Consider the following 21050-nt stretch of genomic DNA (forward strand, 5'->3'; position numbering starts at 1 on the left):
ATGGATGTCGCAGCCTCCCACTCACGGACACGCCCCGCCGCCCGGTCGCTTGCCGCGCGCCTGCGCGGATGGCGCAACCGGCTGATCGCCAGCGCCAGCTTCCAGAACCGGGTGGCGAGCCTGCCGGGCCTGCGATGGATCGCAAGGCGCAATGCCCGCGACCTGTTTCGCATCAACGCGGGTTTTCTCTATTCCCAGATCCTTTTCGCAGCCGTCGAAAGCGGACTGCTGACACGGCTCAGGGACGGCGGCCGCAGCGCGGATGCGCTCGCCGCCGCATGCGGACTTGCCCCGGCCCCGATGGAGCGCCTGCTGATCGCGGCGCAGGGCCTGAAGCTCGTCACCCGGCTCGGGGACGGGACCTGGTGGCTGGACGATCTCGGCGCCGTGGTCGCGGGCAACCCCGGGATCGCGGCCATGATCCGCCATCATGCGATGGTCTACCGCGACCTGAGCGACCCCCTCGCGCTTCTGACATCCACGGAAGAAACGGAAACCTCCCGCTTCTGGGCCTATGCGGGCGCGCAAGATGCGGCACGCATCGATCCGGCGACGGCCGCCGCCTACTCGGACCTCATGCACCTCAGTCAGGACCTGATCGCCACCGAGGTGCTGAGAGCCTACGACTTCTCGCCCCATGCCGGACTGCTCGACATCGGCGGTGGCGACGGCACGTTTCTCAGCGCGGTTGCCGCGCGCCACCCGGCGCTCGACCTCCTGCTGTTCGATCTGCCCGCGGTCGCCGAACGGGCGGAAGCGGCAATGCAGGCACGCGGCCTCGGGGCACGCACGCGCTGCTTCGGCGGCAGTTTCTTCGACGATCCGCTTCCCTCCGGCGCCGACTGCCTGAGCCTGGTGCGGGTGCTCTGCGACCATGAGGATGCCGCCGTGCTTGCGCTGCTGCGCACCATTCGCGCCGCGATGAGCGAGCAGGACACGTTGCTGATCGCCGAGCCCATGGCCGGAACCGACGACGACCGGCGATTCGCGGCAGCCTATTTCGAATTCTATTTTCTCGCGATGCGCTCCGGTCACTGCAGGACGCCCGCCCATTTGCGGGACCTGCTGAAACAGGCCGGCTTTTCCCGAATCTTCGAACGACGCACCAGCATGCCGCTGTTCGCGGGCCTCCTGGTCGCGCGTGTCTAGGTGGCGTGACAGCGCCTGCGTGTGTGTAAAAACTAATTGACACTCTTATTTGTAGTTTTAATATGACACTCAGGGAGGCAGAGCCTGACGACCCAATCTCGATCAGGCCAATGCGACACATGTTCACCTCGGCAATTGTGCTCGACAAACCGCACGACATAGGCCTTCGGGACGTCGAACTGACGCCAGCCGGAGCCGCCGACGTGACGGTTGACGTTGCCTGGAGCGGCATCAGCACGGGCACCGAGAAGCTGTTCTTCGACGGCACCATGCCCCCCTTCCCGGGCATGGGCTATCCGCTGGTTCCCGGGTATGAATCGGTCGGCCAGGTAATCGAGGCCGGCGCGGACAGCGGCTTTTCACAAGGCGAAACGGTCTTCGTCCCCGGGGCCAATTGCTACAGCGACGCGCGCGGCCTGTTCGGCGCGACGGCGGCGCGGGTGGTCCTTCCCGGGTCTCGCGCCATCCGGATTTCAGACGCACTCGGCGAGGATGCGGTGCTGCTGTCGCTTGCAGCCACCGCCCATCATGCCTTGACACTTCAGGACGCGATCGCGCCGGAACTGGTCGTGGGCTTCGGGGTCCTCGGGCGCCTCATCGCCCGCACCGCCATCGCCCTCGGGCATCCCGCGCCGCGCGTATGGGAACGCGACCCCGCACGGCGCGACACCAGCGAGGCCGTCGAGGTGATCGATGGCGCGGACGACGCGCGCAAGGACTATGGCGCCATCGTGGATGTCAGCGGCGACCCGACGATCCTCGACACGCTGGTCGCACGCCTTGCAAAGGGCGGCACGGTCACGCTTGCCGGTTTTTACGCCACCCCGCTCAGCTTCTCGTTTCCGCCGGCCTTCATGCGCGAGGCCCGGCTCCACATCGCGGCGGAGTTCACCTCCGCGGATCTCGCGGCGGTGATGCGCCTTGTCGACAGCGGACGGCTGTCGCTTGGCGGACTGATCAGCCACCGCGCCGACGCAGGCGATGCTCCCAAGGCCTATTCGACCGCCTTCGGCGACCCGCACTGCACGAAAATGGTTTTGGACTGGAGGAGGAACGGATGACCGAAGGCATGGAGCCGAGGATCGACGCCGATCCGGAGAGCAACGAGAGCTATGACGCGCGTCTTCGGGCGGAAGCCGCCCAGGAGCCGGCGCCGCTGCCGGTCAGCGAGGCGACCAAGGACACCCAGGTCATCGCGATCTACGGCAAGGGCGGCATCGGCAAGAGCTTCACGCTCGCCAATCTCTCCTACATGCTGGCCCAACTCGGCAAGAAGGTGCTGCTGATCGGCTGCGATCCCAAGAGCGACACCACGTCGCTGCTTTTCGGCGGACGCGCCTGCCCGACGATCATCGCAACCGCGTCCCAGAAGAAGGAAGCCGGCGAGGAAGTCGCCATCGGCGACGTCTGCTTCAAGCGCGACGGCGTCTTCGCCATGGAACTCGGCGGACCCGAGGTCGGCCGCGGCTGCGGCGGACGCGGCATCATCCACGGCTTCGAGATCCTTGAAAAGCTCGGCTTCCACGAATGGGATTTCGACTACGTCCTGCTCGACTTTCTGGGCGACGTTGTCTGCGGCGGCTTCGGCCTGCCCATCGCCCGCGACATGTGCCAGAAGGTCGTCGTCGTCGGATCCAACGACCTGCAGTCGCTTTATGTCGCCAACAACGTCTGCTCGGCGGTGGAATACTTCCGCAAGCTCGGTGGCAACGTCGGCGTGGCCGGAATGGTGGTCAACAAGGACGACGGCACCGGCGAGGCCCACGCCTTCGCCGAACGGGTCGGCATTCCGGTGCTCGCGGCCGTCCCGCAGCACGAGGACATCCGCCGCAAGAGCGCCAACTACCAGATCATCGGCCATCCCGACGGCGAATGGGGACCGCTCTTCCAGGAGCTCGCCGACAACCTGTGCGATGCCCCGCCGGTGCAGCCGGCGCCGCTGACGCAGGACGATCTGATCGCCCTCTTCGACACCGAGCAGACCGGCGGCGACTTCAAGCTGCAGCCGGCGACGGTGGAAGACATGTGCGCCGCCTCGACACTCGACAAGCGGTCCCTCGAAGTCATCTACGACACGGTTTGAGGCGGTCATGAGCGACGACATCCCCCCCCTCTCCGCATCCGGCGACACGCCCGGCGCGCCGCAGGCAAGCGGCGTCGACGGACTGGGCTGTCACGCCGGCGCGGACACCATGAAGGCGGCCGCGCGCGCGGCCGGCAAATCCGAAACGCTCGACCGCTACGAGCGCGACTATCCCAAGGGGCCGCACGACCAGCCACAATCGATGTGCCCGGCCTTCGGCTCCCTGCGCGTGGGCTTGCGCATGCGCCGCGTGGCGACGCTCCTGTCGGGATCGGCCTGTTGCGTCTACGGCCTGACCTTCACCTCGCATTTCTACGGCGCCAAGCGCTCGGTCGGCTATGTCCCCTTCTCCTCGGAAACGCTGGTGACGGGCAAGCTTTACGAGGACATCCGCGACGCGGTGCGCGAAGTTGCAAAGCCGGAAGACTATGACGCCGTCATCGTCACCAGCCTGTGCGTTCCCACAGCTTCCGGTGTTCCCCTGCAAATGCTGCCGAAGGAAATCGACGGCGTGCGCATCGTCGGTATCGACGTGCCCGGCTTCGGCATCCCCACGCATGCGGAAGCCAAGGACGTGTTGTCCGCCGCCATGCTGAAGTATGCCCGCCAGGAGGTTGTTTCCGGCCCCGTCCAGGCGCCGCGCGCGGGCGTCGAGGACCGCCCGACGGTGACGCTGCTCGGCGAGGTCTTCCCCGCCGATCCGGTCATCATCGGCCGCATGCTCGCCCCCATGGGGCTTGCCGCCGGCCCGGTCGTGCCGGTGCGCGAGTGGCGCGAGCTCTATGCCGCGCTCGACGGCGATGTCGTTGCCGCGGTCCATCCCTTCTACACAGCCTCGGTCCGCGAGTTCCAGGAAGCGGGCCGCCCGATCGTGGGGTCGGCCCCCGTCGGGCTGGATGGCACCGACGCCTGGCTCTCGGCGATTGCCGACACGCTCAATGTCGCGCCGGATGCGCGCGACGGCGTGCGCAATGCCATGCGCGGCGCCATTTCCGGCGCGCTTGAGGAAAACCGGATCAACGGGCGCATCACACTGTCGGGCTACGAGGGCTCGGAGCTGATTGTCGCCCGTCTGCTGGTCGAATCCGGTGCCGACCTGCGCTATGTCGGCACGGCCTGCCCAAAGACCCCCTGGTCGGCGGCCGACGCGCAATGGCTCGAGGCCCAGGGCGTGGAGGTGCAGTACCGGGCGTCACTTGAACAGGACCTTGCCGCTTTCCGCGAATTCCGGCCCGACCTCGTCATCGGCACGACGCCGGTGGTCCAGGCGGCCAAGGAAGCCTCCGTCCCCTCGCTCTATTTCACCAATCTGATCTCGGCCCGCCCGCTGATGGGACCGGCTGGCGCGGGCGCGCTCGCGCAGGTGATCAACGCCGCGATTGCCAACAAGCCGCGGTTCGACCGGATGTCCGCCTTCTTCGAGGGCGTCGGCACCGGAGATGCCGGCGGCGTCTGGCGCGACACGCCGGTGGAACGCCCGGCGTTCCGCAAGAAGTTCGCGGCCAAGACACGCGTTTCCAAGAACGCCGTCGATGCCGGGGAGGCCGTTGGATGCTGATCCTCGACCACGACAGGGCCGGCGGCTACTGGGGTTCGGTCTATGCCTTCACGGCGATCAAGGGCCTGCAGGTGATCATCGACGGGCCGGTCGGCTGCGAGAACCTGCCGGTGACCTCGGTGCTGCATTACACCGACGCCCTGCCCCCGCACGAACTGCCCATCGTCGTCACCGGCCTCGGCGAGGACGAACTGGGCCAGCACGGCACCGAAGGGGCGATGAAACGCGCGCGCGCAGCCCTCGATCCCGACCTTCCGGCCGTGGTCGTCACCGGCTCGATCGCCGAGATGATCGGCGGCGGGGTGACGCCGGAAGGAAGCAACATCCAGCGCTTCCTGCCGCGCACCATCGACGAGGATCAGTGGCAAAGCGCCGACCGTGCGCTGAAGTGGCTTTGGACGGAATACGGCCCGAAGAAGGGCCGCGTGCGCCCACCGAAAGCCCGGAAAGAGGGCGAGCGGCCCAAGGTCAATATCATCGGGCCGATCTACGGCACCTTCAATCTGCCCTCGGATCTCGCGGAAATCGTGCGCCTGGTGGAAGGCATCGGGGCGGAAGTCCACATGACCTTCCCGCTCGGCAGCCATCTGGCAGACGTCAACCGGCTGGCCGAGGCGGAGGTCAACATCTGCCTGTATCGCGAGTTCGGGCGTCTGTTGTGCGAGGCGCTGGATCGCCCCTACCTGCAGGCGCCGATCGGCATTCACTCGACCACCGCCTTCCTGGAAACGCTGGGCGAGATGCTCGGTCTCGACCCCTATCCCTTCATCGCGCGCGAGAAGCACACGACGCTGAAGCCGATGTGGGACCTGTGGCGCTCGGTCACCCAGGACTTCTTCGGAACCGCGAGTTTCGCCGTCGTCGCCGGCGAAACCTACGAGCGCGGCATCCGCAATTTCCTGGAAGACGAGATGGGACTGCCCTGCGTTTTCTCCGTGCAACGATGCGCCGGGGCCAAGACCGACAATGCCGCAATTCGCGAGAAAATCCGTACGACGCCGCCGCTGATCATGTTCGGCTCCTACAACGAGCGCATGTATCTGGCGGAAGCCGGCGCAAAGGCGATCTACATCCCGGTGTCCTTCCCCGGCGCAATCATCCGCCGGCACACCGGCACGCCGGTGATGGGCTATTCGGGCGCGACCTGGGTCATCCAGGAGGTCTGCAACGCGCTGTTCGATGCGCTGTTCAACATCCTGCCCCTGTCCAGCGAACTCGATGCCGTCGACGCAACGCCGGTCCGCCGGGAGGGCGAGATGGCGTGGAGCGACGATGCGCGTGCCGCGCTCGACGAAATGGTGGAAGCCGAACCCGTTCTCATCCGGATTTCAGCCGCCAAACGGCTGCGCGACGCGGCCGAGGCTGCCGCGCGCAAAGCCGGCGCGGACATTGTCGAAAGACCCCATTTGCCCGGCGCCAGAGCGCCACGCGAAGTCGAACCGGCCGTCTAGCCGGCAACCCGTCGCGCGCCGGCATCGCGCCGACGCGCCAGTGGAGGAGCAAGAGCATGATCACGAGAAAGCAGCGCCGCTGCGACGGCTCGGGCCTGACCGACCCCTGGGACCGCCTCGAATACAAGGCGCTCGTCGCCCTTGCCTTCATTCTTTGCCTCGGCGCCGGCCTCGCCAAGCGGATCCTCCGTCTGGCGGCCCCGCGTCCGGCCAAGCCCCCTTACCTCCGCGAGAGCATTTTCGCAGAGGCGAAATCCGCAGCGCATGCCGCGGTTGGCTACGCGTTCATCGCGTAAGCACTCACCTGCCGGCGTCCAAAACCGGCAATCGCCTAAAGCGGGTCTGCGCCCGCCCCGGCACCCCAGCCGCGGGGGATTCGTGGCTTACACGACTAGGAGGTGACGTTCATGGCTAGCCCTGACAACGTCTCACTTTCGGGTCTTACCGAGAGCGAAGCTCAGGAGATCCACAAGTACTTTATCCAAGGCTTCTTGGGATTCACGGCGATTGCGATCGTCGCGCATCTCTTGGTCTGGCTTTGGCGCCCGTGGATCCCCGGACCCAACGGCTATGCCGCGCTCGACGGCGTGACAGAAACCGTCACCGCGCTCCTTCCCGTCCTCGCATAGGAGAAAAGCTATGTGGAGAATTTGGTATTTGTTCGACCCTCGCCGCGTGATGGTCGGACTGGCCGTCTTCCTGTTCTCGCTGGCCATTCTCATCCACTTCATCCTGCTCAGCACGGATCGGTTCAACTGGCTGGAAGGCGCGTCCACGACGACCAGCTCGATCGAACAGTCCGTCACGGATGGCGTGGAGCCAGTGCGAATGCTCGGATAACGGCGCTTGCGACAAGGTGGTGGGCGACACCGGCGACGCCCGCGTTGCCCGCTACCGAAACTCCCTGACATCCACTGGGCTATCCGCTGGCACGGATCAAACCAAGCAGGAGGAACGACGATGGCGTTGCTCAGTTTCGAACGAAAATACCGCGTGCGCGGCGGCACCCTCATCGGCGGCGATCTGTTCGACTTTTGGGTCGGACCGTTTTACGTCGGATTCTTCGGAGTTGTGGGGCTCTTCTTCATCATTACGGGCACCGCGCTCGTCGTCTACGGCGCCGCGATCGGCCCGACCTGGAACATCTGGCGCATTTCGATCGCGCCGCCGGATCTCAGTTACGGTCTGGCGCTGGCACCGCTCAAGGAGGGCGGTCTGTGGCAGATCATCACGGTCTGCGCCATCGGGTCCTTCGTTTCCTGGGCGCTGCGTGAGGTCGAGATTTGCCGAAAGCTCGGCATAGGCTATCACGTGCCCTTCGCCTTCGCTTTCGCCATCTTTGCCTATGTGACGCTGGTGGTGATCCGTCCCTTGCTGCTCGGCGCCTGGGGACATGGCTTTCCCTACGGGATCTTCTCCCACCTCGACTGGGTGTCGAACGTCGGCTACCAGTATCTGCACTTCCACTACAATCCGGCGCATATGATCGCGGTGACATTCTTCTTCACCACGACACTTGCCCTGTCCCTGCATGGCGGCCTGATCCTTTCGGCAGCCAATCCCGGCCGCGACCGGACCGACCCGTCCAAGCAAGCCGAGATGAAGACGCCGGAATACGAGGACACCTTCTTCCGCGACACCATCGGCTATTCGATCGGCACGCTCGGCATTCACCGGCTCGGTCTGGTGCTTGCGCTGAACGCCGGGTTCTGGAGCGCCGTGTGCATCGTCATCAGCGGACCGTTCTGGAACCAGGGCTGGCCGCAGTGGTGGAGCTGGTGGCTCAATCTTCCCTTCTGGAGCTGAGGAACACGCCATGTCTCAGTATCAAAACATCTTTACGCTGACGCAGGTGCGCGGGCCCTTCGAGGAAGGGATTCCGCTTCCGGCCGGGGACACTCCACGCAGCGGCAAGCCGTTTCACCTTTGGCTCGCCGGCCTGTTCGGCAATGCCCAGATCGGACCGATCTACCTGGGATTTCTCGGATCCGTCTCGATTGCATGCGGCACGATCGCCTTTCTCATCATCGGCCTCAACATGTGGGCGTCCGTCGGCTGGGATCCGGTGCAATTCGTCCGCCAGCTGTTCTGGCTGGCGCTCGAGCCGCCCCCCGCCAAATACGGTCTGAAGATCATACCGCCGCTCAGCGAGGGCGGCTGGTGGATCATCGCCGGCTTCTTCCTCACGACGTCGGTGCTCTTGTGGTGGGTGCGCATGTACCGCAGGGCGCGCCAACTCGAGATGGGCACGCATGTGTGCTGGGCCTTCGCCGCCGCGATCTGGCTTTTCCTGGTGCTCGGCTTCATCCGGCCGGTGCTGATGGGAAGCTGGGCGGAAGCCGTCCCCTTCGGGATCTTCCCGCACCTCGACTGGACCGCGTCCTTCTCGATCCGCTACGGCAACCTCTACTACAACCCGTTCCACGCCCTTTCGATCGTTTTCCTCTATGGCTCGGTTCTGCTGTTTGCCATGCATGGCGCGACGATCCTGGCGGTCACCCGTTACGGCGGCGAACGCGAGCTTGAGCAGATCAGCGACCGCGGAACGGCCTCGGAACGCGCCGCGCTGTTCTGGCGCTGGACGATGGGCTTCAACGCCACGATGGAATCCGTTCACCGCTGGGCCTGGTGGTTCGCCGTTCTGACCCCGCTGACCGGCGGCATCGGCATCCTGCTGACCGGCACGGTCGTCGACAACTGGTACCTATGGGGCATCAAGCACGGCATCGTCGCGCCGCTCCCCGACATCTATCCGGGCGTTGTCGACCCGGCAACGACAGGAGGCGGACAATGAACCTCTGGCTACCCATGGCCGCTGGGGCAGGCGCCTTGCTTGCCGTCGCGAGCTTCGTCGGCACGGACTGGGATCTTCCCCCTGTCGATACCGAGCAGGTCGGTTACCGCGGGACCGGCATGTACAAGACCCGGGACAGGGAAAAAGAGGCTGCGCTCAAGGCGGCGAATGTCGTCCCCGAGGCACCCTGGGAAGCCGATCCCGAAGGCGATCGGGCAGGTGACATCTACGAGAACGTCCAGGTTCTCGGCCACCTCTCCGACGACCAGTTCAACCAGTTCATGGCGGCGATCACCGAGTGGATCGCCCCTGAAGAAGGCTGCGTCTACTGTCACAACGCGGAAAATTTCGCCACCGACGACGTTTATCAAAAGGTCGTTTCCCGGCGGATGATCCAGATGACGCAGGCGATCAACGAGGACTGGACGCCGCATGTGCAGCAGGTGGGCGTGACCTGCTACACCTGTCACCGCGGACAGGCGATCCCGGCCAATGTCTGGTCGCGCGATACCTCCCCGACCCCGGCACCCGGCATGGCCGGATACCGCGCCGGCCAGAACGTCGTGGCGAAATACGGCGGCAACTCCGCGCTGCCGCAAAACGCTCTGGAGGACTATCTCCTCGAAGACAAGGCCATCCGCGTCCATTCCAACACCGCGCTGCCGACCGGAACCAACCCGGCCGGCACCAAGGAAACGGAAAACACCTGGTCGCTGATGATGCATATGTCGGAGAGCCTGGGTGCCAATTGCACGACGTGCCACAACTCGCGCGCCTTCAACGACTGGGACCAGAGTCCGCCGCAACGGGTGAGCGCCTGGCACGGCATCCGCATGTCGCGGGCGCTCAACAACGACTATCTGGTCGGTCTGGCGCCGCTCTTTCCCGACAGCCGCAAGGGCCCGGCCGGCGATGTCTACAAGGTCAGCTGCGCGACCTGCCACAATGGCGTGCAGAAGCCCCTCTACGGTGTGTCGATGCTCGAGGACTACGTCGACGCACTGTCGAGAAAGACGCAAACCGGCGTGCCGGACTACAGCACCTATGTGCCCGGCGAAACGCTGACGCTGGAGCCGGCGCCCGACGCCGGAACCACCTCGAGCCTCGTGCCCGCGCAGGGGCAGGCCGCCGGGGAACGGAACGTGGCAGCGGTCGCCGGACAGTAGCCGGTCAAGCGTCGTCGCACCGCGAACACAAAGACCGCCGGGCCTCACCGCCCGGCGGTTTCATTTTGTCCTCAGCGACGCGCCGTCATGCAGCCGATTGCCGTCCGCGCTTCAGGCTTGCAAGCGTCAGCCCGTAGATACACGCCACGATGAGCACGAAGGAAACGACCTGGTAGGGCGCGACAGCCTCGCCCAGGAAGACAGCGGCAAGCACCATCGTAACGGCCGGCCAGGGTGCCGTGATGGAACTGGCCAGAGACACGTCGATGTGACGGACTGCATGGAACCAGACGATGAGTTCGAGATAATAGACCAGCCCGAGCACGATGGCGTGGGACGCGAAAAGAGCGCGCGCGACCCCGCCGTCGAAGCCGCCGCCGGCGACAAGCATCAGGGCGAGAAAGACAGTCGAGATCGCGACCCGGAAGAACGTCACCTGGGCCGGCGTCACCGGTGTCTGCGTCAGTTCCTCGCGAATGATCACATGGGCCACACTCCACAGGAACGGCACGCCGAGGGCGACGAGAAACCAGAGCGAGAGGCCGGAGGGGCGGAACGTTCCGCCGGTGGCGAGGAAGACCAGTGTCGCGAGGAGCACCGAGGTGATCAACAGTTCCAGCGCTGTCTTGCGGCGACCGAGAAAAATCGTCTCCCACGCGATTGCGAACAGCGGATAGACCTGAATCGCAATTGCCAGATTTACGCTCCCCGCCTTCTCGGCCCCGAGGACGTAAAGATAAGTCGACAGGCCGAACATCGCACCGGTGGCCAGCGCAATGACGAGTGCCCGGCGCCGGCGGCGAGGCGCCCAGCTTGCCGCAAACACCCCCTTTCGCGTGCCGATCATCTCGCCGGCGAAGAGCGGGACCGCGAAAACGACCTGCCACACAGACAACGCAAACGCGAAGACCAGCGCCTCCATACGCAGGTCCCGCGCATTCGACAGAACCGGCATGACGGCAAGCAATGCCAGACAGACGAGCGCCAGCAGGATGCCAATTTTTGTATCGGGACGCCTCATGATCACCTCGGTTTTGATATGATTGATACCGAAAATTGATATTGTTATTGATGCGCTTCAAGGTTTATATTGATCTCATGTCAATCTGGTTGCCCAAACTCGACGGTCGACGCGGCGCGAAGTACCAGCGCATCGTCGAGGCTCTTGCCGAAGACATCGCCTCGGGACGCCTGCCGCCGGGAACACGCCTCCCTCCCTATCGCGAACTTGCCTATCGGCTGGCCGTATCGGCACAAACCGTCAGCCGCGCCTATACGCAGGCGACGCGACGCGGGCTGCTGCGCGGCGAAACCGGTCGCGGCACCTTTGTCGCCGATCCGTCCGAAGGGGCCGCAAGCACGCCGCCGCCGTCCCTGACGCGCGACACATCGGGACCGGTCGACCTGTCGCGCAACCTGCCCTCGCCAAGCCGGGCGGACGGGCCTCTCCGCGAGGCGCTGCGCGAGATCGGCGCAGCCAGCGACCTGCGGATGTTCCTCGACTATCAAAGCGGCAACGGCACGCGACGGGATCACGACGCGGCAGCCCGCAGCTGGCTGCAAGAATGCGGCCTGACCGCCGCCGGGGGCGAAGTGATCGGCACCTGCGGTGCGCAGCACGGCCTGTTCTGTGCCCTGACCGCGCTGCTGTCGCCGGGAGACGTCATGCTCACCGAGGCGCTTGGCTACGCCCCGGTGCGCGTCGTCGCCGAACGCCTGGCGCTGCGCATCCTCCCGGTGGAAATCGACACGGAAGGGGTCTGTCCGGAAAGCCTCGAACGGATCTGTCGGGAGCGCCCGGTTCGCCTGCTCTATCTCACGCCGACGCTGCAGTCACCGACGACAGCGACCCTGTCCGAGGGGCGGCGGCGGCGTCTGGCCGAGATCGCCCGGCGTCATGACATGCTGATCCTGGAGGACGACGTTTTCGGTCCGTTGAAAGAAGACCGCCCGCCCCCCATCGCGCAGTTCGCGCCGGAACGGACGATCTATGTCACCAGCCTGTCGAAAAGCGTGGCGCCGGGCTTGCGGATCGGTTTCGTCCACGCGCCATCGGCGCTTGCGACGGCGGTACGCCGGGCCGTCGTGCTCAGCGTGTGGATGACCCCGCCGCTGATGGACGAAATCGCGGTGCGCCTGATCCGGAGCGGCGCAGCGTTGCGCCTTCTCCAGGAACAGCGCGCAACGGCGCATCGACGGCAAGTCCTCGCGCGCCGGATTCTCGGACGCTTCGACCTGCACGCCGACCCGCAAGGCCTGCATGCCTGGCTGCGCCTGCCCGACGGCTGGACCGCGGGCAGCTTTCGAACGGCTGCCGAGGAACGGGGCGTGCTGGTGTCTGACGCGCGCGATTTTGCCGCCACCGGGGTCGATGCGCCGGCAGCCGCGCGTCTGAGCCTCGGGCACGAGCCGGCAGACCACCGGCTCAAGACCGGCCTCGCCCGCCTCGCCGACCTGCTGTCGCGCCCGCCCCAGTCCGATGTGCTCTTCTTGTGAGATCGCGCGGCAATGCGGGGCAGGTTTACAGGCTGGAGAAGGACAGGTCCGGATAGCGTTGCAGATAGAGCCTGAACCAGGGCGTGAAGCGCTGCGGCTGGGCTGAAACCTCACACGCCAACTCGTCCGGCGTGACCCATCGCGTCGCCATGACCTCGTCCGGGTCCGGGTCGAGCGCGAGCGTCGTGCGATCCACGTTGGCGACGAACATCGTCACGCGTTCGTGCTCGTGAAGCCCGCCGCCGACATCGGCGGAGTATTCAAGGGTGCGTCGCCGCTCCAGCGGAATCGAGATCCCGAGCTCCTCGCCGAGCCTGCGCGTGGCGCAGGCCTCGACCGGCTCGTCCCAGTTCGGATGCGAGCAGCAGGTGTTCGCCCACAGCCCGCCGCAATGGTATTTCGAGGAGGCACGCTGCTGGATGAGCAGGTGCGGCCCGTCGAAGACGAAGACGGAAATTGCCAGATGGAATACGGCATCGCGATGCGCCTGGAGCTTCTCGATCGGGAACAGCGACCCGTCGCCGGCGATGCCGGGAATGATGATGTCGGTCGATGCGGTCATCGCGCTCTCCAGGCGGCAGGTCGCACGAACCGCGCTCCCCCTGTGCAGGCGGTCACGCCATCCTTGCGGTGATGGGCGGCGGTCAGGCAACCGCGCGGGACAGGGCGCATTGCGACCAGAGGTCGTTCAGCGCCCGGACCAGATGATCGATGTCGTCGTCGCTGTGCAACGGCGACGGCGTGAAGCGCAGTCGCTCCGTGCCTTCCGGCACCGTCGGGTGGTTGATCGGCTGAACGTAGATCCCATAGCCGTCCAGCAGCAAGTCCGAAAGCCATTTGCACTTCGCCGCATTGCCGACCATCACCGGCACGATGTGGCTCGGGTTCGGCATATGCGGGATACCGTGCCGGTCGAGCAGCGCGCGAAGCCGCGCGACCCGGTCCGCCTGCAGCTTGCGCTCCGCGCGGCTTTCCTTCAAGTGCCGGATCGAGGCGGTGGCGCCCGCGGCCAGGGCCGGCGGCAGTGCCGTGGTGAAGATGAAGCCGGAGGCGAACGAGCGCACGAAATCGCAAAGGTCGCGGTCGGCCGCGATGTATCCCCCCATCACACCGAAGGCCTTGCCGAGTGTGCCCTCGATCACCGTGATGCGGTCCATGAGGCCTTCGCGCTCGGCCACCCCGCCGCCGCGCGGACCGTAGAGGCCGACGCCGTGCACCTCGTCCAGATAGGTCATCGCGCCGTGCTTCTCCGCGACCGCGCAGATCTCGGCGATGGGCGCGATATCGCCGTCCATCGAGTAGACGCTTTCGAAGGCGACGAGCTTCGGCCGGGACGGATCGTCCAGCGACAGCAGACGGTCGAGATCCTCCGGCGAATTGTGCTTCCAGATGCGTTTTTCCGCCCGCGAATGGCGAATTCCCTCGATCATCGAGGCGTGATTGAGCGCGTCGGAATAGACGATGCAGCCGGGAATGCGTGACGCCAGCGTGCCGAGCGCGGCCCAGTTCGAAACATAGCCGGAGGTGAAGATGAGCGCCGCTTCCTTGCCATGCAGCTCCGCCAGCTCCGCTTCCAACGCCACATGATAGTGGTTCGTGCCGGATATGTTGCGGGTTCCCCCCGCACCAGCGCCACAGCGGTCGATGGCGTCCTTCATGGCGGCCGTCACGATCGGGTGTTGGCCCATGCCGAGATAGTCGTTGGAACACCAGACGGTCACATCGTGCTGACTGCCGTCGTCGCGGTAGCGCACCGCCCGCGGGAACTCGCCCGACATCCGCTCCAGATCGGCGAAGACACGATAGTTGCCCGCATCGCGCAGTCCGTCGAGCGCCTGAGCGAAATAGGTTTTCATGTCCATGAGGAGGTCCCCCGCTTGTGTGTTGTGTTCTTTGCGCGCGTCTCGCCGGGGGCGGTTCGGGCAGGTGTCATGTGGGTCGGGCTGCGCCCGTCGTCGTCGCCGCTGCGGTCGACGGTGTCAAAAGAGGGGTCCGACGCGGCGCGGTCGCGCGCGGCCCAGAGCCAGAGCTGCTCGTCGGAAACAGGCAGCACCAGAAAGATATGCTCCAGAACGGCCAACGCCATGAAGGTGGTGAGCAGCATGAAGGCCACCGCGCGGTGGGCATCGGCTTCCCCGAGGGCGAGCGACATCAAGACCCAGAGCGGATAGATCGACACAATGATCGTGACCGGCAACAACCAGCTGATCCGATCGGTGCGAAAGTAGCTCGTGAGATAGCGCAAGCGTTTCGGGATCAGGACGCTTGCCGCGCGCGGCGCACCCATGAAGATGTTGAGCTTGGCGCTGAGGCGCATCCCCCAAAGCAGGAGATAGGTCCAAAGGCCGGCGTGATTGTCACCGCCGGCGACAAGCAGGGTCACGAGCGCCCCGCCCGCCAGAAGAGCAAGTTCGTGATCTCGCACGGCGAGAAAGGCGAGGCGAAACCGCTGCAAACCACGCGCGCCGCCCGGACAACGGCTGTGGCGCGGACCGGTGATCATCCCGAACAGGAAGGTCGCCTCCAGCCAGGCCCAGACCGCCAGGGCGCTGCCGAACCCGAGATAGGTGCCGGTCACACTTTGCATGCCCGAACTGGCATGAAGACCCGCGCATCCCGCCAGCGCACCGAGGGTGAAGGCCACCATCAGGCGCCTTTGCCAGCGATCGCTCTGCCAGGCGGCGAACATCACCACACCGGTCGCAAGCCACCAGACAAACAGTGCCACAAGGCCGGCTATCGCGAGATCAACCACGGTGCTCTTCCTTACCAGACGGGCTCGAGCCGGCTTACATCCGGAATGGCGTTGGACTTGGTCGGAATGACATAGATCCCGGCGAATGCCACCGCAGCGGCGGTTCCCCAGAACGCCTTGCCGATCGCCCCGCTCACGCCGCCGCGTTGGATCGCCGCGTTCATGCGCGTGTTGATCCGGTTCAGCCGGCGGAAGCCCCTGAGCAGCGCCGGATTGTCGAGGTCGAGAACCAGCGGAAACACCTGGCGGGTGATTTCCGAGGTGATGCGGAACACCTTCATGTCGTAGTCCTCGATGTCGACGCCGAGGCCCTTGTGGAAGGCGGGTCTTGCGTGATCGCGCACATACATCGTCGCGAAAACGGCGAGCAGGAAGAACTTGATCCAGTATTTGTTGCGCCCCGCAAGAAGCTTCGGGTCGCTGCGCATCAGCAGCGAGAAGGCCTCGCCGTGGCGGAACTCGTCGTTGCACCATTCGCGGAACCACTTGAAGATCGGGTGGAACCGGCGCTCGGGATGCTGCTCCAGATGGCGATAGATCGTGATATAGCGGGCGTAGCCGATCTTCTCCGACAGATAGGTCGCGTAGTAGATGAACTTCGGCTTGAAGAAGGTGTATTTCTTCGCCTTGGCGAGAAAGCCCATGTTCACGCCAATGCCGAATTCCTTCAGCGCATCGTTGATGAAGCCGGCGTGGCGGGACTCGTCGCGGCTCATGTAGCCGAATAGCTCGCAGATGTCGGGGTTCGACCCGCGCCGTTTCATCTCCTTGTAGAGCACGCAGCCGGAAAACTCCGCCGTCAGCGAACTGACGAGAAAGTCCACCAGTTCCTTGCGCAGATCGTCGGGCAGACCCTCGATGTCGAGATCGTCCCAGTCGGCGTTGCGCTTGAAGTGTCCCTTGTTGGGATCTGACTTCAGTTCCGCGATCAACGCATCCCACTCGCCGCGCACGCTGCTGACGTCGATGCGGTCGAGCTCGTCGAAATCCGTGGTGTAGAACCGCGGATTGAGCATGGTCGATTCAAGGGCCGCCTTGGTCGTTTCATTGACGGGCACCGCTTCGGGGTTTCCGGTCTTCGGAGCGACGTGGGTGTTCATAGCGTTGCCCTTTCGGAGAATGAAAATTCGCACAGTTCCATGAATTCGAAGTCGCCGGTGGCACGCGTCCAGGCGCGCTCAAGCCGGCTTGCCCGGGTGATCGTGGCCGTGCGGCGAAAGCTCTGGCATTCGCCATAGGGCACCGCGACGGGCGCGCCATGCACCATCACCTCGTCGCCCGGATAGACGACCGCGCCATTGTCGAAGCGCACGTGGGCGCCGAGCTGGTCGAAGGTGTTGTTGATCTCCACGGTGCAGGGCACCTCGACGCGCTTTCGCGACAAGAGGGACAGTTTCGCCATCGTCATTCCTCCCCTTTATTGCCCTGGACACCCCGGTCCAGGAATCCGACAAACTGGGCGACGATGTCGGACCCGAAGGCATTGAGATAAATCCGCTCCCCCGTCGCGGTGTCGGAAACCGAGACCGCACCGCTGTCCCACCGGATCACGCGATAGGGAAGGTGCTGGGGGGCTTCCTCGACCAAGCGGATCCGCTTCAGTGCGGGCAGCGCCCCGCCGGCAAAGCCGCCCTTGCCCGGCTCGAGCCGCGCGATGGTTGTTCCCGACGCTGCATCCGCCACCAGGATGATGCCGTCGGCGCGCTCCGAGAACACGATGTCGCGCATGTCGACCGGGTTTCCGATCACATTGCGAACCGTGCCGATTTCCGTCGTCTGCCCGAAGATGACCGCCGCAAAGACAAAGGCTATGAGGCCGACCGCGCCAAACAGCGGAAGCCGGGGAAACGCCGACCAGGAGGGCCGCGCTTCCGGACGCCGTCCTTGCGGATGCATCTGCTCGGGGTTGGCGAATACGGTCACGACTGTCTCCTATCCTGTCAGGGACGCGGGCTGGCGCAGGCCGCGCACGACCCGGGCCGGACGGTGCGCTGCGGCGGCGGGCCTCTCCGCCGCGACCTGTTCGGTGTCGCCAAGCTGTGTCTGCAGCTCCTTTGCCAGCAGGCTGGCGACGGCGACGACATCGGGAAGGCAGATCATCGCCGGCTCGGGATGAGTGAAGCGCCACCCGCGGGCATGCGGCCACAGGATCAGCCACGACAGGCGAACGTCGGGCTTGAGCTTCAAGGCGATCGTGCCGCTGCCGTCGCCGCGCTTGTCGACGCTCGCCGAGACGATTTCGGCGAATGGCAGATTGAACGTGACCGACAGGGCGACGCCGATGCGAAACACCACGCGGGCGTTGGTGATCGTATAGAGCGTCGTGCGGTTGATCGCCCAGGCGAACCCCTCGGCAAGAACGAGGACAATGGCGGCCATCGTGGTCAGGGCACCGGCGGAAAACAGCACGTAGCCGATCGGGCGACCGTCATAATATCCCGCCACCAGCGCCCAGCCGATGATCACGAGGAAATAGGCCGCGATCCAGCGCGTCTTGAGAATGCGCCGTGCCACATGGCGCATCTCGGGGCGGCCCTGCCAGAGGATGAACTCACCCTCCGGAAGGTCCTCCGGAAGACCCGGGACGGGTTCGAAATCGTGCTCCGGAGACTTGAACTGCCCGCTCATACCAACGGCTCCGCGCGCTGCGGCGTGGCATAGAGCTGGCCGGCGCCGTAGTAGGCGACCACCTTCTCCTCTTCCAGCAGCGTCACCTGATCCGCACTCGCAAGGCCGGGAACATTCGCGAACTGCTCCGAAGTGATCGCATGGACATAGACCACCTTCACACCGCCGCGTGCATCCTTGTAGACGCAGAAGGTCATGGGAAGGAGCACGGTCTTCTTGGCATCCTCTGCACCGATCTCGACCTCGAGATAGCGGATCATCTGTTCCGAGCGGTCGACCCAGATGTCTGTGACCGTGCCGGCCATCGCCTTGTCGCAGCCGAACACCCGCATGCCGCGCGGATCCTTGTCCTGTGTGGCGACGGAATAGTCGGTGGCGACCCGCATCGGAACGATTTTCGCCGTCCCCTCATGCGTCTGGTCGGGCCGGTCCGCGCGCTCCGCCCAGGATCCCGGCCCGACGCCGCCAAGCATCGGATCGCCCGTCGGCTGAAGCGGCGAGCCCGGAGACCGGGCCGTGCGCTCCGCGGCGATCGGACGCGTGTCGCGGCTCTTGTCGGGGAAGGAAACGGTGCCGTTGCCGTGCGGAAGCACGAAGGTCTTGGGTTCGGCCAGGAAAAGCCAGGGATCCTTGCTGTAGGCGCCCGTGACATCGTTTTCCAGCGGATAGCCCTCGCGCCGGTCTTCCTTGCGGATGTACCAGATCAGGCTCGCGAAAAAGACCCAGAACGCATAGAGCGTGACTTGTGCGACATCGATGCTACCAACAATTGATCCGGTTTCCATGACGGACCTCCCTTTGTCATTCCCGGCTCATCCCGGAAGATCGGCCAACCCGAACTGCCTGAGCCCATCGCGCCCGCCCGCGAACCGCTTGCCCGCAAGCGGCCCGAGAACGGCCAAACTCATGAAAAGAAGTATGATTTCGAGATTGTAGACAACGTTGTAACCAGTGGACGCTGTGGTCAGCGCCGCCCCGAGGCTGCCGTCCAGCGCCAGCATGTTGACCACGTCGCGGGTGATGCCGCCGACCGCGAGACCAATGCCGATGGCGGTTGCCTGAACCGCGCTGAACGCGCCGATGGCAAATCCGGCGTCGGTCTGGTCCGCCAGGTCCATCGCCGCCAGCATGGTGCCAACGGCGAACAGTCCGCCGCCAAAGCCGATGGCCAGCGTTCCCAGGCGAAACAGGACGGCCGACCCCACGGGACCGGAGAAGATGACCGCCGCGAAGGCGAAAATGCCGATCAGCGCGCCGTAGGCCGCCATGCGGTGCATGTTCATGCCCCGGTGCAAAAGCCGCGCAGCAAGGGCGAACCCGGCGAGCGTTCCGCCCGCCCAGACGGCGGTGAGAAGCGTGGTCTGGCTGACGCTGAGACCCAGAATTTCACCGCCATAGGGTTCCAGCAGAACATCCTGCATGCTGAAGGCCGCCGATCCGAGACCGACCCCGATCAGGAAACGCGCCATATGCGGGTTTTGCCGATAGGCCGCGAGCGCCTCCTTGAAGCCCTGCACCTCCCGCCCCGCCTGCGTGGCCTGCGGACGGCGCGGTTCCTGCTTCCATAGGGCAACCACATTGATCAGCACGGTCACGACGGCGGCACCTTGCACCACCTGGATCAGGCGCATCGCGGAGAAATCCGAGAGCAGCAGCCCGAAGGCGATCGACGCCAGGATCATGCCGACGAGCAGCATAACGTAAACGAGGGCGACGACGCGCGGGCGGGTCTTTTCTGCGGCAAGATCGGTCGCAAGCGCCAGGCCCGCCGTTTGCGCCATATGCATGCCGATGCCGGTCAAAAGGAAGGCGAAGGCGGCGGCCACCGGCCCGGCCCATTCAGGTCCGAGCGTTTGCGACTGCAGCAGGAGAAGCGCGAAGGGCATGAAGGCGAGGCCGCCGAACTGCATCAGCGTCCCCAGCCAGATGAAGGGCACACGCCGCCAGCCAAGCGCGGAGACATAGGTGTCGGACCGGTGGCCCATGAGCACGCGGAAGGGAGCTGCGAGCACCGGAATGGCGACCATCACCGCGACAAGACTGGTGGGAACCCCAAGTTCCAGGATCATCACCCGGTTCAGCGTGCCGGTCAGCAGGACCGCGGCCATGCCGACGGAGACCTGAAACAGCGACAGGCGCAACAGCCGCGCAAGCGGCAGGTCGGGAGACGCGGCATCGGCGAACGGCAGATACCGTGTGCCGAGCCGTTGCCAAAGCCCGATCATGCGCTGCATTGCCCGGCTGCCGACGGTCATGACCGCGTCACCTCCATCGACTGGGAAATGTAGAAACCGCTGGAGACGCGGGTGCTGTGTCCGGTTTTCCAGCCGTCAAGCCTTTGATCGCGCTCGAGCCGGTGCGCCATGCGCTCGAGCGACGCCGGCTCGATCGACGGCGCGCGATCGCCGCGCGGAAACAGCCGCCCGATGGTGTGCATCGCGGCAAGCAAGGGCGTGCGCGGCGCCAACGTGAAGAGGATCCTGTTTTCGGTATGCCCGGCGAGGCGCGCCACCGCTGTCACGACATCCTCGGCGCGGTAGTGGATGAGCGAATCCATCGCCACCACCGCATCGAAACGCCCATGCGCATCGCTGAGCATGTCACCTGCCGCGAAGTGGATATGCGCCGCGAGACCGGCAGCCTCCGCCTGGCCTTCGGCAAAGCGCACCATCTCGGGCGACAGGTCGATGCCAACGACATCGGCCCCGCGCCGCGCGAGCTCCAGAGACAGGTGCCCGGCCCCGCACCCGGCATCGAGAATGCGCCAGCCGGCGAGATCGTCGGGCAGCCCGGCCAGCAGCGTCGCCCGCATCCGGTCGCGGCCGGCCCGAACGGTGGCCCGGATCCGTCCCAGCGGCTCGTCGCTGGCGAACTTCTTCCAGGCGTCCACCGCCGTGCGGTCGAAATAGACCTGCAACTCGCCTCTGCGGCGGACGTAGCTTGCATCGGGCATCGCCTGTGTCATCCCGC

General features: G+C 65.4%; 23 protein-coding genes. 12 read left to right on the plus strand and 11 right to left on the minus strand.

The genetic code is table 11. The features are described from left to right. The 11 genes from G572_RS0119535 (at nucleotide 1) to pufC (ending at nucleotide 10201) form a co-directional block, all read left to right on the plus strand. Nucleotides 1–1149: a methyltransferase gene (locus G572_RS0119535; RefSeq protein ID WP_029059914.1), complete on the plus strand. Its 1149-nt coding sequence runs from the start codon at nucleotides 1–3 to the stop codon at nucleotides 1147–1149. Nucleotides 1150–1268: 119 nt separating this feature from the next. Then, complete coding sequence (gene bchC / locus G572_RS0119540; RefSeq protein ID WP_029059915.1) at nucleotides 1269–2210, plus strand: chlorophyll synthesis pathway protein BchC; 942 nt, start codon at nucleotides 1269–1271, stop codon at nucleotides 2208–2210. Between the two features lie 8 nt (nucleotides 2211–2218). After that, a complete protein-coding gene (locus G572_RS0119545; RefSeq protein WP_156884787.1) occupies nucleotides 2219–3232 on the plus strand; it encodes a chlorophyllide a reductase iron protein subunit X in 1014 nt (337 codons plus the stop codon). 7 nt (nucleotides 3233–3239) lie between these two features. Further along, a complete protein-coding gene (bchY, locus tag G572_RS0119550; RefSeq protein ID WP_029059917.1) occupies nucleotides 3240–4790 on the plus strand; it encodes a chlorophyllide a reductase subunit Y in 1551 nt (516 codons plus the stop codon). Next, nucleotides 4784–6241 (plus strand): chlorophyllide a reductase subunit Z, encoded by a 1458-nt coding sequence (bchZ, locus tag G572_RS0119555; protein ID WP_029059918.1) that lies wholly within the window; start codon nucleotides 4784–4786, stop codon nucleotides 6239–6241. Before bchY ends, bchZ begins: the two co-directional genes overlap by 7 nt. A gap of 56 nt (nucleotides 6242–6297) precedes the next feature. Beyond that, complete coding sequence (locus tag G572_RS0119560; RefSeq protein ID WP_029059919.1) at nucleotides 6298–6537, plus strand: hypothetical protein; 240 nt, start codon at nucleotides 6298–6300, stop codon at nucleotides 6535–6537. A 111-nt stretch (nucleotides 6538–6648) separates the two neighbouring features. Continuing rightward, nucleotides 6649–6870 carry a light-harvesting antenna LH1, beta subunit gene (gene pufB, locus G572_RS0119565; RefSeq protein WP_029059920.1) on the plus strand — a complete coding sequence of 74 codons (222 nt, stop codon included), beginning with the start codon at nucleotides 6649–6651 and terminating at the stop codon, nucleotides 6868–6870. A gap of 10 nt (nucleotides 6871–6880) precedes the next feature. Further along, entirely contained in the window at nucleotides 6881–7081 is a 201-nt protein-coding gene (gene pufA / locus G572_RS0119570; protein ID WP_029059921.1) for a light-harvesting antenna LH1, alpha subunit, read from the plus strand. 120 nt (nucleotides 7082–7201) lie between these two features. After that, nucleotides 7202–8047: a photosynthetic reaction center subunit L gene (gene pufL, locus G572_RS0119575; RefSeq protein WP_029059922.1), complete on the plus strand. Its 846-nt coding sequence runs from the start codon at nucleotides 7202–7204 to the stop codon at nucleotides 8045–8047. Between the two features lie 10 nt (nucleotides 8048–8057). After that, a complete protein-coding gene (gene pufM, locus G572_RS0119580) occupies nucleotides 8058–9035 on the plus strand; it encodes a photosynthetic reaction center subunit M (protein WP_029059923.1) in 978 nt (325 codons plus the stop codon). Further along, on the plus strand, nucleotides 9032–10201 hold the full coding sequence (gene pufC, locus G572_RS0119585) for a photosynthetic reaction center cytochrome PufC (protein WP_029059924.1): 1170 nt from the start codon (nucleotides 9032–9034) through the stop codon (nucleotides 10199–10201). Before pufM ends, pufC begins: the two co-directional genes overlap by 4 nt. A gap of 85 nt (nucleotides 10202–10286) precedes the next feature. On the opposite strand, the gene G572_RS0119590 is transcribed toward pufC, so the two are convergent. Continuing rightward, nucleotides 10287–11222, minus strand: a complete 936-nt coding sequence (locus tag G572_RS0119590; RefSeq protein ID WP_029059925.1) for a DMT family transporter — start codon at nucleotides 11220–11222, stop codon at nucleotides 10287–10289. A 77-nt stretch (nucleotides 11223–11299) separates the two neighbouring features. On the opposite strand from G572_RS0119590, the gene G572_RS0119595 reads away from it, so the two are divergent. Further along, on the plus strand, nucleotides 11300–12697 hold the full coding sequence (locus G572_RS0119595; protein ID WP_051242956.1) for an aminotransferase-like domain-containing protein: 1398 nt from the start codon (nucleotides 11300–11302) through the stop codon (nucleotides 12695–12697). A gap of 25 nt (nucleotides 12698–12722) precedes the next feature. Here G572_RS0119595 and idi read toward each other — a convergent pair whose 3' ends face one another. The 10 genes from idi to bchM all read right to left on the minus strand — a co-directional run bounded on the left by idi (nucleotide 12723) and on the right by bchM (nucleotide 21033). Continuing rightward, nucleotides 12723–13259, minus strand: coding sequence for an isopentenyl-diphosphate delta-isomerase (gene idi, locus G572_RS0119600; RefSeq protein ID WP_029059927.1), 537 nt, complete (start codon nucleotides 13257–13259; stop codon nucleotides 12723–12725). An 82-nt stretch (nucleotides 13260–13341) separates the two neighbouring features. Next, complete coding sequence (gene hemA, locus G572_RS0119605) at nucleotides 13342–14559, minus strand: 5-aminolevulinate synthase (RefSeq protein ID WP_029059928.1); 1218 nt, start codon at nucleotides 14557–14559, stop codon at nucleotides 13342–13344. Next, nucleotides 14550–15452: a putative photosynthetic complex assembly protein PuhE gene (puhE, locus tag G572_RS24815; RefSeq protein ID WP_169391343.1), complete on the minus strand. Its 903-nt coding sequence runs from the start codon at nucleotides 15450–15452 to the stop codon at nucleotides 14550–14552. Before puhE ends, hemA begins: the two co-directional genes overlap by 10 nt. Nucleotides 15453–15463: 11 nt before the next feature. Further along, the gene (acsF, locus tag G572_RS0119615) at nucleotides 15464–16552 is read right to left on the minus strand and encodes a magnesium-protoporphyrin IX monomethyl ester (oxidative) cyclase (protein WP_029059929.1); all 1089 of its coding nucleotides are present in this window, start codon (nucleotides 16550–16552) and stop codon (nucleotides 15464–15466) included. Continuing rightward, nucleotides 16549–16854, minus strand: a complete 306-nt coding sequence (locus tag G572_RS0119620; protein WP_156884747.1) for a hypothetical protein — start codon at nucleotides 16852–16854, stop codon at nucleotides 16549–16551. The genes acsF and G572_RS0119620 overlap by 4 nt, the downstream gene beginning before the upstream one ends. Nucleotides 16855–16856: 2 nt before the next feature. Then, the gene (gene puhC, locus G572_RS24820; protein ID WP_245566260.1) at nucleotides 16857–17375 is read right to left on the minus strand and encodes a photosynthetic complex assembly protein PuhC; all 519 of its coding nucleotides are present in this window, start codon (nucleotides 17373–17375) and stop codon (nucleotides 16857–16859) included. A gap of 9 nt (nucleotides 17376–17384) precedes the next feature. Then, nucleotides 17385–18080, minus strand: a complete 696-nt coding sequence (gene puhB / locus G572_RS24825; RefSeq protein WP_051242778.1) for a photosynthetic complex putative assembly protein PuhB — start codon at nucleotides 18078–18080, stop codon at nucleotides 17385–17387. After that, nucleotides 18077–18865 carry a photosynthetic reaction center subunit H gene (gene puhA / locus G572_RS0119635; protein WP_029059931.1) on the minus strand — a complete coding sequence of 263 codons (789 nt, stop codon included), beginning with the start codon at nucleotides 18863–18865 and terminating at the stop codon, nucleotides 18077–18079. The genes puhB and puhA overlap by 4 nt, the downstream gene beginning before the upstream one ends. A gap of 27 nt (nucleotides 18866–18892) precedes the next feature. Continuing rightward, on the minus strand, nucleotides 18893–20335 hold the full coding sequence (locus tag G572_RS0119640; protein ID WP_029059932.1) for a BCD family MFS transporter: 1443 nt from the start codon (nucleotides 20333–20335) through the stop codon (nucleotides 18893–18895). Continuing rightward, nucleotides 20332–21033 (minus strand): magnesium protoporphyrin IX methyltransferase, encoded by a 702-nt coding sequence (gene bchM / locus G572_RS0119645; RefSeq protein WP_029059933.1) that lies wholly within the window; start codon nucleotides 21031–21033, stop codon nucleotides 20332–20334. The genes G572_RS0119640 and bchM overlap by 4 nt, the downstream gene beginning before the upstream one ends. Between the last annotated feature and the right edge of the window lie 17 nt (nucleotides 21034–21050).

This window comes from Stappia stellulata DSM 5886 (assembly GCF_000423705.1).
In the GTDB taxonomy this organism is placed as follows: Bacteria; Pseudomonadota; Alphaproteobacteria; order Rhizobiales; family Stappiaceae; genus Stappia; species Stappia stellulata.